The 12,197-nt window shown below is 67.0% G+C and carries 10 protein-coding genes; 7 read left to right on the plus strand and 3 right to left on the minus strand.

Annotated elements, in window-relative coordinates:
• Nucleotides 1-79 precede the first annotated feature (79 nt).
• Nucleotides 80-3,397 (minus strand): bifunctional lysylphosphatidylglycerol synthetase/lysine--tRNA ligase LysX, encoded by a 3,318-nt coding sequence (gene lysX, locus D3H54_RS12625; RefSeq protein ID WP_149379327.1) that lies wholly within the window; start codon nt 3,395-3,397, stop codon nt 80-82.
• Between the two features lie 47 nt (nt 3,398-3,444).
• Nucleotides 3,445-3,807, minus strand: a complete 363-nt coding sequence (locus tag D3H54_RS12630; protein WP_149379328.1) for a DUF1844 domain-containing protein — start codon at nt 3,805-3,807, stop codon at nt 3,445-3,447.
• 282 nt (nt 3,808-4,089) lie between these two features.
• Here D3H54_RS12630 and infC point away from each other — a divergent pair, with 282 nt between their 5' ends.
• From infC to D3H54_RS12650, 4 genes are read left to right on the plus strand one after another with little or no spacing between them, the layout of a single operon-like run.
• The gene (gene infC, locus D3H54_RS12635) at nt 4,090-4,692 is read left to right on the plus strand and encodes a translation initiation factor IF-3 (protein ID WP_149379329.1); all 603 of its coding nucleotides are present in this window, start codon (nt 4,090-4,092) and stop codon (nt 4,690-4,692) included.
• Nucleotides 4,693-4,704: 12 nt separating this feature from the next.
• Complete coding sequence (gene rpmI / locus D3H54_RS12640) at nt 4,705-4,899, plus strand: 50S ribosomal protein L35 (protein WP_083122487.1); 195 nt, start codon at nt 4,705-4,707, stop codon at nt 4,897-4,899.
• Nucleotides 4,900-4,947: 48 nt separating this feature from the next.
• A complete protein-coding gene (gene rplT / locus D3H54_RS12645) occupies nt 4,948-5,337 on the plus strand; it encodes a 50S ribosomal protein L20 (RefSeq protein ID WP_149379330.1) in 390 nt (129 codons plus the stop codon).
• A 1-nt stretch (nt 5,338) separates the two neighbouring features.
• Nucleotides 5,339-6,148: a TrmH family RNA methyltransferase gene (locus D3H54_RS12650; protein WP_149383503.1), complete on the plus strand. Its 810-nt coding sequence runs from the start codon at nt 5,339-5,341 to the stop codon at nt 6,146-6,148.
• Here the strand turns inward: D3H54_RS12650 and D3H54_RS12655 are convergent.
• Nucleotides 6,131-7,909 carry a helix-turn-helix domain-containing protein gene (locus D3H54_RS12655; protein ID WP_210419684.1) on the minus strand — a complete coding sequence of 593 codons (1,779 nt, stop codon included), beginning with the start codon at nt 7,907-7,909 and terminating at the stop codon, nt 6,131-6,133. The genes D3H54_RS12650 and D3H54_RS12655 overlap by 18 nt on opposite strands.
• A 160-nt stretch (nt 7,910-8,069) precedes the next feature.
• Between D3H54_RS12655 and D3H54_RS12660 the strand changes: the two genes are divergently transcribed.
• Genes D3H54_RS12660 through D3H54_RS12670 form a run of 3 tightly spaced genes read left to right on the plus strand, consistent with a single transcriptional unit; the run spans nt 8,070 to nt 12,178 of the window.
• The gene (locus D3H54_RS12660; RefSeq protein WP_149379331.1) at nt 8,070-9,569 is read left to right on the plus strand and encodes an aldehyde dehydrogenase family protein; all 1,500 of its coding nucleotides are present in this window, start codon (nt 8,070-8,072) and stop codon (nt 9,567-9,569) included.
• A gap of 39 nt (nt 9,570-9,608) precedes the next feature.
• Complete coding sequence (locus D3H54_RS12665; protein ID WP_149379332.1) at nt 9,609-10,991, plus strand: MFS transporter; 1,383 nt, start codon at nt 9,609-9,611, stop codon at nt 10,989-10,991.
• Entirely contained in the window at nt 10,988-12,178 is a 1,191-nt protein-coding gene (locus D3H54_RS12670) for an FAD binding domain-containing protein (protein ID WP_149379333.1), read from the plus strand. Before D3H54_RS12665 ends, D3H54_RS12670 begins: the two co-directional genes overlap by 4 nt.
• Nucleotides 12,179-12,197: the final 19 nt, after the last annotated feature.

Raw genomic sequence — 12,197 nt, forward strand, 5'->3', positions numbered from 1 at the left:
TGTGTTGGTGATCAGCCGTGGTCACGTTCTCATGGTGACGACGTTTCCTGGCTGGTGGCTGTGAAGTTCCTTCGGCGAGCTACCGGGGTTTGGCAAGCGGGAAGGGGAGCGTTTCCCGGATGCTGCGGCCGGTGATCAGCATGACCACCCGGTCGACGCCGACGCCGAGGCCGCCGGTCGGCGGCATCGCGTATTCCATTGCCTGCAGGAAGTCCTCGTCGAGCTCCATCGCCTCGGCATCGCCACCGGCGGCCAGCAGCGACTGTTCCTGCAGCCGGCGTCGCTGCTCGACCGGATCGGTCAGCTCGCTGTAGGCGGTGCCCAGCTCGACGCCCCACGCCACCAGATCCCAACGCTCGGCGACCCCTGGCTTGCTGCGATGTGGACGGGTCAGCGGCGACACCGAGGTCGGAAAGTCGGTGTAGAACGTCGGTGCTTCGGTGTGTTCCTCCACCAGCCGCTCGTACAGTTCGAGCACCACCGCACCGCAGTCCCAATGGGTCAGGTAGGGAATCCGCGCGGCATGGCACAACCGGCGCAGCACGGCCAGATCGGTGTGGGCGTCGATCTCTTCGCCGAGGGCTTCGGAGACGGCGTCGTGCACGGTCTTGACCGTCCATACGCCGGAGATGTCGATCGGTTCGAGCTGGTCGGGGCGGTCCGGCCTGGGGCGCATCACCACTGCGGACCCGTTGGCCGCGATTGCCGCGTTCTGGATCAATTCGCGGCAGCCGTCGATCCACACCCGGTAGTCGGCGTGCGCCTGGTAGGCCTCGAGCAGGGTGAACTCCGGGTTGTGGCTGAAATCGACGCCCTCGTTGCGGAACGCCCGGCCCAACTCGAAGACCCGCTCGACGCCGCCGACGCACAACCGCTTGAGGTATAGCTCAGGTGCGATGCGCAGATAAAGGTCAAGGTCGTAGGCGTTGATGTGGGTTTTGAACGGCCGGGCGTTGGCTCCGCCGTGGATCTGTTGCAGGATCGGCGTCTCGACTTCGAGAAAGCCCTTGTTGAACAAGGTGTCCCGGATCGAGTGCAGGACGTTGCTGCGCGCCCGGATCAGGTCTCGGGCTTCGGCGTTGATGGCGAGGTCGACGTAGCGTGCGCGGACCCGGGCCTCGGGATCCTGCAGGCCCTTCCACTTGTCCGGCAAGGGGCGCAGGCACTTTCCGAGCATGCGCCACTGCTGGACCAGCACCGATCGGGTGCCGTTCTTGCTGTACCCCATGTGCCCGGTGACCTCGACGAGATCACCGAGGTCGACGGCGGCGAAGTCTTCGGCGGCGCCGTCGAGCGTCGCCTTGTCCAACAGCAGCTGCACGTCGCCGGACCAGTCGCGTAGCTGGGCGAACACGACGCCGCCGTAGTCACGGGCACGCAGGATCCGGCCCGCGACGCTGAGGGTGACGTCGTCGGCGGCGCCCAGCGCCTGGGCGATGGTGTGGGTGGGCGGGGTGCCCACCGGGTATGCGTCGATTCCGTTGCGCTGCAGCGTTTTCAGCTTTGCCATCCGAACACGAACCTGGTCCGGGAGGCGTTCGCGTTGCCGGGTCTCGGGGTCGTCGGCGGGTTCGTCGACCGCATCGGGCGCCGTGCCGTCGGCGTGCAGCCGTCCCGATGCGGCCAGGTCCTCGGGGACCGCCGAGTAATGGCCGGTGTGCTGTTTGGTGCGCCGGGAGAACGGCAGCACCAGGAAGCCCTCGGCGATGACGGATGCGACACCGACCCGCGGCACCAGTCGCGCGTCCTCGTAGCAGGCGTAACGCGGGACCCACTGCGGTTGGTACTTCATGTTGGAGCGGTACAGGGTCTCCAACTGCCACCACTTCGAGAAGAACACCAGCACGGCGCGCCACAGCCGCGCGACGGGGCCGGCGCCGAGTTGGGCGCCCTGCTCGAAGGCGGCGCGGAACATCGCGAAGTTCAGCGAGACGCGGCTGACGCCAAGTTCTTCGGCGTTCTGCAGCAGTTCGGTGACCATCAACTCGATGGTTCCGTTGGGGGACTTCGGCGAACGGCGCATCAGGTCCAGCGACAGCCCGTTGGTGCCCCACGGCACCAACGAGAGCATCGCGACGACCTCGCCTCCCTCCTGCCCCTCGCCGCTCGCGCCCTGCACCGCCTCCACCAACAAGCAGTCGCCGTCGGCGAGGTCACCGAGCCGCCCCAGTGCCATCGAGAAGCCGCGTTCGGTTTCGGTGTCGCGCCAGCTGTCGGCCCGGCTGATCACGGCGGCCATCTCCGCCGGCGAAAAGTCGCGGTGCCGCCGGAACCGGACTGTGAGGCCTGCGCGACGGGCGCGGGTGACGGCCTGGCGCACGGCGCGCATGTCGGACCCGGACAGGTGGAACTGGTCGGGATACAGGATCGCCTCGTCGCCGAGTTGGAGGGCGTTGAGACCGGCCTCGCGGAACGCTTGGGCGCCGGTGGAACTCGCGCCCATCACCCCGGGTGCCCAGCCGTACTCCTGGCACAGCGACAGCCACGCCGCGATGGCCTGCGGCCAGGCGCGCGGGTCGCCGATCGGGTCCCCGCTGGCCAGGCAGACCCCGACCTCGACGCGATAGGTGATCGCGGCGCGCCCGTTGGCGGCGAACACCACGGACTTGTCCCGACGGGTGGCGAAATAGCCGAGCGAATCGTTCTTGCCGTACACCTGCAGCAGTCCGCGGATGGCGGATTCGTCCTCTCCGGTCAACGCGTTCTCGGCGCGCTGGGATTGGAACAGCACGATCGCGGCCACCATCAGCGCCATGGCGCCGAACAGGCCGAGCAGTGCGTTGACGAAGGTGTGCGGATGACCGGTGAAGGATTCGGAGCCGGCACCGGCGAACGCGCCGACCCGGTTGAGTGCGTACAGGAATCGATCTTCGCGGGCCAGGGTGCCGGGGAAGAACTCGAGCAGGGCCCAGCCGATCGCGGTGCCGACGGCCAAGCCGGCTACCAGCGTTGCGGCGGCCTTGACCAGGGCCCCGCGGCGGACCCGTGCCCAGAACTCCTTGTAGGCGAGCACCAGTGCGATGGCCGCGGCGATGTGGAACGTCAGGCCGATCACTTCGCCGGCGTCCACAGCTGCGGTCTCGTCGCCGGTCAGCAGGTCGGTGATGTTCCACACCGACGCGGCCACCATGTAGAAGACGAGAATCCACCAGGCGATCCGTTTGCGCGCCGCGAGCGCGGCGGCCAGCAGAGCAAGGACGAACGCCCACGCGAAGCTGGTGTCGGGGAAGTTGAACAGATAGCTGTTGATGAACTCCCGCGGTATCCGGATGGTGTGCCGCAATATCGTCGAGACGCTCGACAGCAGCGACAGCGTCGCGATCACGCCGATGATCCAGCCGGCCGCCGCGGGCACCCAGCGGAACCGTGAAGTTGGCCGGCTCGTGGTGACGGTCATAGTGCCGCCGAGGATATTACTTCGACATTCGAATTGTCTGTGGTGTGCTACCAGACGGGGCCGGTGTATTTCTCGCCCGGGCCGTGGCCAGGTTCATCGGGAGCAACGCTGGCTTCCCGGAAAGCCAGCTGCAGACTCTTCAGTCCGTCTCGGACCGGGCCTGCATGCGGGCCGAGATACTCCGCCGAGGCGGTCACCAAGCCGGCCAGCGCGGTGATCAGCCGGCGGGCCTCGTCGAGGTCGCGGTGTTCGCTGCTGTCGGGATCAGGGGAGGAAAGCCCGATTTTCTCCGCCGCCGCGCTCATCAGCATCACCGCGGCGCGGGTGATGACTTCCACGGCGGGGATGTCGGCCAGGTCGCGTGCCCGCGGGTCGCTCGCGTCAGCTGGTGGTGTGGTTGGGTCCGTCATGCCTGCTAGACTGGCATGCACGACCGTCCCGGCTTACGCCAGGGACAGCAAGTGGAGTCCCACTCCCACCGTTCGCCACGGATGTTTCCGCAGGTACAACGGTCCGGTCGCAGGTACCGCAATGGTATCTGTTCTGCGGTTTCGCAGGCGGCGTCAGCCGTGATCGGTCGGCACTGGGCCCTGCTTCATGCAGGGCCTTCTCGCTGATGGCGTGGTTTCTCCCCGGCTGTTCCCTTGTGACTCCGCGGTGGTCCGAAGAGGAAACCGAACCAGGGAGGCCCCATCAGCACTGAGACCCGTGTCAACGAGCGCATCCGCGTACCTGAAGTCCGACTGATCGGACCCGGCGGGGAGCAGGTAGGCATCGTGCGCATCGAAGATGCTCTTCGCGTCGCCGCGGATGCCGATCTTGACCTCGTCGAAGTAGCCCCCGACGCCAAGCCGCCGGTTTGCAAGATCATGGACTACGGCAAGTTCAAGTACGAGACAGCCCAGAAGGCGCGCGAGTCCCGCAAGAACCAGCAGCAGACCGTCGTCAAGGAGCAGAAGCTCCGGCCCAAGATCGACCCGCATGACTACGAGACCAAAAAGGGTCACGTGATCCGCTTCCTCGAGGCGGGGTCCAAGGTCAAGGTCACGATCATGTTCCGCGGCCGCGAGCAGTCGCGACCGGAACTCGGGTTCCGACTCCTGCAGCGGCTGGGCGCCGATGTCGCCGATTACGGCTTCATCGAGACCTCCGCCAAGCAGGACGGACGCAACATGACGATGGTGCTGGCACCGCACCGCGGCGCGAAGACTCGCGCCAAGGCGGCGCACGACGCCGACGCCCCCGCGGGGCGCCCGGCCGAGGCGCAACCCACCGAAAACCCAGAGACCACGTAGAACTGAGGACCAATGCCCAAGGCCAAGACTCACAGCGGAGCATCGAAGCGCTTCCGCAAGACCGGCACCGGGAAGATCGTGCGGCAGAAGGCGAACCGTCGCCACCTGCTCGAGCACAAGGCCACCAAGCGCACCCGTCGCCTGGACGGTCGCACCGTCGTGGCACCCAACGACGCCAAGCGCGTCAACGCGATGCTGAACGGCTAAGCGCCGTAACCCTCAACTTTCTGACCGAACGAGAATAGGAACACCCCAATGGCACGCGTGAAGCGCGCACTCAATGCCCAGAAGAAGCGGCGCACAGTACTCAAGGCGTCGAAGGGCTACCGCGGCCAGCGTTCGCGGCTCTACCGCAAAGCCAAAGAGCAGCAGCTGCATTCGCTGACCTACGCCTACCGGGACCGTCGTGCCCGCAAGGGTGAGTTCCGCAAGCTGTGGATCTCCCGCATCAACGCGGCTGCCCGCGCCAACGACATCACCTATAACCGGTTGATCCAGGGCCTGAAGGCCGCCGGTGTCGAGGTCGATCGCAAGAACCTCGCCGAGATCGCCGTCAGTGACCCCGCTGCGTTCGCCGCGCTGGTCGAGGTCGCCAAGGGCGCGCTGCCGGAGGACGTCAACGCTCCCTCCGGTGAAGCCGCCTGACATTTCGGAGTCAGAGGCACTCACTGAACGATCCGCCCGGGTGGCAGCTGCAGTAAAACTGCAGCGCCACACCGGGCGTCGTCGTGCTGGGCGCTTTTTGGCCGAGGGGCCCAACCTGGTCGAGGCCGCGGGCCGCCGTGGACTGGTGATCGAGGTGTTCGCCACCGAAGCGGCGGCGCAGCGCCATGCCCAGCTGCTCACCGGGTTGGTTGTCCACCGGGTGACCGAGCGTGCGGCCAAGGCGTTGTCGGAAACGGTGACGCCCTCGGGGTTGGTCGCGGTGTGTACGACGCCCGACGACGATATCGATGCCGTGCTGGCCGGACGGCCACAGTTGGTGGTGGTGGCGGTCGAACTGTCGGAACCGGGTAATGCCGGGACCCTGATCCGGTTGGCCGACGCGATGGGAGCCGCGGCGGTGGTGTTCGCCGGGCACAGTGTGGATCCCTATAACGGCAAGGTCTTACGGTCTTCGGCGGGCAGCATCTTCGCGGTGCCGGTGGTGGTCGCCGATGATGCTGAGGACGTCTTCGGCCGGTTGCGCGGCGCGGACCTGAAGGTGCTGGCGACGACGCTGGATGGTGAGATGAGCCTGGACGACGCCGACCCGGTCCTGGCCGCGCCGACGGCCTGGGTGTTCGGCCCCGAGGCGCAGGGTCTGTCCGCGGACGTTGCCGCGCTGGCCGACCACCGGGTGACAATCCCGATGAGCGGCGGCGCGGAGAGTCTGAATGTCGCTGCCGCTGCGGCTATTTGCCTGTATCAGAGCGCGCGTGTCCAGCGTGCGCAGCTCTCAGGGCGCTCCGGCTAGGTCGTGGACGGTGATCGCCGCGGTGTAGTGCATCATCGCCGCGGGGTCATCGAGGTCATAGCGGCACAGCTTCTCGATCCGGCGTAACCGCTGGGCCACGGTGTTGGGGTGGATGACCAGGGCTGCGGCGGTGGCGGTTCGGTCCCGCCGGCAGGCGAGATAGGCGCGCAGCGTCGCCACGAGTTCGGTGCGGTGGGCGGCGTCGTAGTCGACGATCGGCCCGAGGGTCCGCAACGCGAACTCCCGCAGCGTGGCTGAGTCGTCGATCTGCAGAAGCAATCCGACGATCCCGAGGTCTGCGACGGTGAGGACCGTGCCGATGCGCCCGTCTCGGAGCGCGATCTCCAGGGTGCCCTTGGCGATGCGGTAGGACTCGCGGTAGGTCGGACGGTGCTCGGAAGACACTGCAACGGTGGCTTCGGCGCCCGGGACGGCGATTTGCAGAGCTCGGTGCACCGCCGTCGCCACCGGGGTTTCATCGGCCGTCGCGACCGGAGGCCACAACACGACGATGTGTCCTGCGTGCATGGCGACCAATGGCCGGGGATGGTGACCGGCAGCGAATTTGGCGACATGTGACAGCGCGCGCTCATACAAGCGCGGCTCGGACTGCCCATTCGGTCCCGTCAGTGCGGCGACCATTGCCGTGTGCGGCAGCGTGAGGTCGTGGCCGAGGCGGTTCGCCCGCAGCAGAAGGTCTTCGGGCGGTGCCGTCCGGCTGGCCAGCAAGTCCGCCAGCAATTCGCCGCGCAGCCGGTGTTCGACCTCGTCGGCCGTCCGCGCACGAAGGAACTCCAGTGCCACCACAAGGCAACCGTGCTCGACCGCCCGCGCGTCGATGGCAGTGAGGGGAGAATCGTTGGCGGGAAACCAGATTCGCGCGACGATCTCGCTGCCCAGCCGAACGGCGCTGACGAACCACCGTGCTGCCGCGTCGTCAGTCCGGACGGGGACCGGTGTCGAACCGGCGTCGTCGTGATCCGCCGCGTCCCGCCAGGCCGCGTCCGGGAACTGCGCGCCGTCTCCGGCGAGCACCCCATGGCGTGCATCGTCGATCAGCACTGGCCGGCCGAGCAATTCGCGCAGCGTCGCAGCGATGCCATCGATGCCACCGGAGCGCAGTGTGACGCCCAGTAGTCGTTGATGAATCTGCTCTGAGCGCCGCAACATGTCCCGTTGCTCGAGCAAGGAGAGGTTGAGAGCACGTAACTCGTCGAGGCGGCTGGCCGAGGTCAAAGCGATGGCTGCGTGGTTGGCCAGCAACATCATTCGCTGCACCGCGTGCTGGGTGAAGGTGTGAACCGGTGCGTAATAGCCGTTCAGCGTGCCCAGCACTTCGTTGTGGGCGATCAAGGGCACCGCGATCACGGCCCGGTAGCCCTGCTCGCGAGCGATCCCCGCCCACACTGCGAATTCCGGCTCCGCGGTCACATCGCGGATTGCCACGGCGGTGCCGGTGTGAAACGCCTTGCTCGACGGCGAGGTGCTGTCCAACTGGATCGGGTGGTCGGAGTTGACCCGGTGCACATAGTCGTCCGACAGGCCGCTCCACCCGGCGATCCGCAACCGCTGACGTGACGGGTCGGGCACCAACACCCCACAGAAGTCGAATCCCAGCAGCTTCCTGGCTGTGTCGGCAACCAGAGTGAGGACCTGGTTCACATCGGTGTCGGTGGCCGCCGCGGCGCTCAGCACACCCAGCGCGTCGAGCCAGGTCAGCAGCTCCAACCCCGGCCGCCGAGCTTGCGGTGCATCGGCCATGCCGAACATCCTCCCTCACTCAGTGTTCAGCCCAACACTAATTGGCCAAGAGTATGTCTGCGTGAACATTGAACGCCCGCTCGTCTGTGATGACACTCATATTCCATGCACCCGGTCGACCCATGGCCGACCACCGGACTTGACCCGATGTGAGGACCTCATGAGCCATGCCAGTACTGCGACTGCGATCCGGCGCCCCATACCCGCGGGCGTCGCGCCGCTCGTTCGCGACATCGTGAACCCGTCGACCGGGGATGTCATCGCCACCGTGTCTGAAGCGTCGGCCGCCGATGTCGATGTGGCAGTCGCCAGGGCCCGCGCTGCATTCGTCGACGGCCCGTGGCCGGAGATGACACGCACTCAGCGCGGAAAGTTGTTGCTCCGCATGGCTGATGCCATCGAGGCCGCCGGTGAGCGGCTGTACACACTGGAAGCGCAGAATAACGGACGACCCATCACCGAAACCCGCGCTCAACTGTCTCGGGTACCGGAGTGGTTCCGCTACAACGCCGGTCTGCTGGCGGCGCAGCGTGCCGCCGCGCTACCCGGCGATGGGCCGTACCTGACCTATCAGCAGCGGCTTCCGTTGGGCGTGTGCGGAATCATCACCCCGTTCAATCACCCGATGCTCATCTTGGCCCGCAGCCTGTCGGCGGCGCTGGCCAACGGCAATACCGTCGTGGTCAAGCCGTCGGAACTGACACCGCTCACCACACTGGCATTGGCTGAAATCCTGGCCGAGGTTGGGCTTCCCGACGGAGTGCTCAACGTCGTCACCGGCGGGCGGCCAGCGGGTGAACGGCTCACTCAACACCCCGACATCGCGAAGATCACACTGACCGGTGGTACCGAGGCCGGCCGTGCCGCTGCGGTCGCGACAGCATCACGCTTCGCCCGCGTCACAGCCGAACTCGGCGGCAAGACCCCGATCATCGTCTTCGACGACGTGGATCCCGTCATCGCCGCTGAGGGGGCGGCCTTCGCAGCGTTCGTCGCCGCGGGCCAGTCCTGCGTCGCCGGTTCGCGTTTTCTTGTCCACCGCACCATCTACCGACGTTTCGTCGAGGCGTTGGCCGCCCGCGCACAGGCGATCCGGGTGGGGGATCCGAGCCTGCCTGACACCCAGATGGGGCCGCTCATCAGTGCGGCGCAGCGCGACAAGGTTCGCACCATGATCGAGGCCGGCGTGGCCGAGGGCGCCCGGCTGGCCGCCGGAGGCGGCGTCCCCGACCTGCCGCAGCACCTGCAGACAGGTTTCTTCCTGCAGCCGACCGTGCTGTCCGACGCAACGATGACCATGTCCGTTGCGACCACGGAGATCTTCGGGCCGGTCGCCGTGGTGATCCCCTTTGACGACGAGGCCGAGGCCGTCGCGATGGCCAATGACAACCGGTACGGCCTCGGCGCCGGTGTGTGGACGCTCGATGTCGCTCGCGCTCATCGAGTGGCCGAACGAGTTGTCGCCGGAATGGTGTGGGTGAACGACCACCACCGGCTGGAGCCGTCGTTGCCGTGGGGCGGCGTGAAGGAATCCGGCATGGGCAAGGACGCCGGCGTCGAGTCCTTCGACGACTTCTCGTGGGTCAAGACAATCGTCGTGCGCACCGCCGCTGAGCCGGTCGACTGGTACGGCGGCCATCAGACCGACCGCCTGAACTGATTGGGCATGACCAAACCACAACGCAGTGAGGGGAATTCGATGACGATCGAGACCGAGGGACCACCCAGGGCAGGCGCCGGCTGGCGTCGTGAGATCACTCGTACCCAGTGGCTGGTGCTGGCCGGCACCACGTTGGGATGGGGACTCGACGGCTTCGCCGGCAGCCTCTACGTCCTGGTGCTGGGGCCGGCCATGACCGAACTACTACCCAACAGCGGCATCGACGCGACCCGGGCGTCGATCGGGATGTACGGCGGGCTGACGATGGCTCTGTTCCTCGCGGGGTGGGCGACCGGTGGGATCCTGTTCGGAATTCTCGCCGACTACTTCGGCCGCACCCGGGTGCTCTCGGTCGGCATCCTGACCTACGCGGTGTTCAGCGCCGCGGCGGCGTTCGCGGACAACTGGTGGCAACTGGGCATCCTGCGGTTCATTGCCGGTCTCGGGTCAGGTGTCGAAGCCCCCGTCGGTGCCGCACTGATCGCCGAAACCTGGCGCAACCGCTTCCGTGCCCGCGCTGGCGGGGTGATGATGGCGGGCTACGCTGCCGGCTTCTTCGCCGCCGCGGGCGCCTATGCCCTGATGGGCAGCCAGGGCTGGCGGGCCATGCTGATGCTGGCGGGCCTGCCTGCGTTCGTGGTCTGGTTCATCCGGCGGTTCGTGCCCGAACCACCCGAGATCAGCGCGCACCTCGATTCGCGCCGCCGGCGAAAGGCCCAGGGGGCCAGTGCCGCTCACGACCGGTTCGTGCTGTGGCGGCTGTTCGCGCCGCCGCTGCGACGGCCTATGCTGGTCTGCACCGCCCTCGCCACCGGCGCGCTGATCGCGTTCTGGAGCGTGTCCACCTGGTACCCGCAGATCATCCGGCAGTTGACTGCGGCGGCGGACCTACCGGCGGCCCTGGCCGATCACCGCGTCGCGGTGGCGGCGATGCTGTTCAACGCCGGCGGCGTCGCCGGCTACGCCTCCTGGGGCTTCATCGCCGACCTGATCGGCCGGCGCACGACCTTCCTGCTGAGTTTCCTCGTGTCGGCCCTGGGCATCGCGTGGACGTTCCCGTTCGAACGCAGCTACGCCGAATTCTTGGTGGCCATGCCGATCCTGGGGTTCGGGCTCTTCGGCGCGCTGTCCGGCACGTTCATCTACGCCCCCGAACTGTTCCCGCCCAGTGTCCGGGCCACTGCACTCGCGGTGTGTAACAGCGTCGGTCGCTACATCACCGCACTGGGTCCGCTGAGTGCCGGTGTCATCGCTACGTCGTGGTTCGGCGGCAACCTGGGCCAAGCCACCGCCTGGGTATCGGCGCTGGGCCTGGTGGCCGTGGTCGGTCTGGCGTTCGCCGCCGAGACCCGCGGCGCGCCGATGCCCGCCGACCCCGTCGTCGAAACCTTGGTCCACCGCACGGAAAAGAGCCAGTCATGAACGAATACGCCAACGCGACAGCGGTTGTCGTCGGCGGCTCCATCGGCGGTCTGACCGCGGCCCTGCTGTTGCGTGACCTCGGCTTCCACGTCGACGTCTACGAACGCACCCCGGGACCGCTGGACGGCCGCGGCAGCGGGATCGTCCTGCAACCGGACACCGTGCGCTGGTTCAGCGAACGCAGCCACCAGAACCTGGCCGACCTGCAGACGCGCACCTCCTACATTCAATACCTCCAACGCGACGGTGGCATTGCGCACCGCGAGAACGCGAGCTGGACCTACACCTCCTGGGGTACCTTCTATCGCGCCCTGTTGTCCGACTTCGGCACAAAGCATTACCACTACGGCGAATACGCCTGTGGATTCAGTCAGGACGACGACCAGGCCACCGTCCGATTCGTGAGTGGCACAACGGTTTCGGCTGATCTGGTGGTGTTTGCCGATGGAATCACCTCGACAGCGCGAGAGCGCTTCGATCCCGAGGCGACGCTGAGTTACTCCGGTTACATCGGTTGGCGAGGCACCGTGCCATGGTCGGCGCTGAGCGCTCAAACCCGTCGGGTTCTCGACGACGCGATCACTTACGACGTGGTGCCGCACTCACACATCACCATGTACCCGATACCTGGCGAGGATGGGTTGGACGTCAAACACAGATTGATGAACTACGTCTGGTATCGCAACGTCGCGGCCGGACCCGACCTGACCGAGATGCTGATCGACAAGCGTGGATTCCACGGCTCGGTATCGGTGCACCCAGGTCTGGTGCAGGACCGCTATATCGACGAGATGCGCCGGGCCGCAGCCGAACTGTTCGCGCCAGCCGTGGCGGAGGTGGTTCAGGCCACCGAAACGCCCTACCTTCAAGTACTTTCCGACGTCCGGGCGTCAAGGATGGCGCAGGGCCGGGTGGCGCTGATCGGTGATGCCGCTTGCGCGTCTCGCCCGCACGCCGCCGCCGGGACCGCGAAAGCGGCCGCCGACTGCTGGGCCCTGGCCGCCGCGCTGCGCGACGCGGGCGGCGACATCGCCTCTGCGTTGACCAAGTGGGAGCCGGGCCAGCTCCAGTTGAGCGACGCACTGTTGCGCCGAGTCGTGGACATGGGGAACCGCTCACAGTTCCACAACACCTGGATACCCGGTGACCCCGATCTGCGATTCGGCCTCTACGGGCCCGGACGCTAACTACCGTTGAAAGGAAAAC

Origin of the sequence: Mycobacterium sp. ELW1, assembly GCF_008329905.1 — a bacterium.
Taxonomy (GTDB): domain Bacteria; phylum Actinomycetota; class Actinomycetes; order Mycobacteriales; family Mycobacteriaceae; genus Mycobacterium.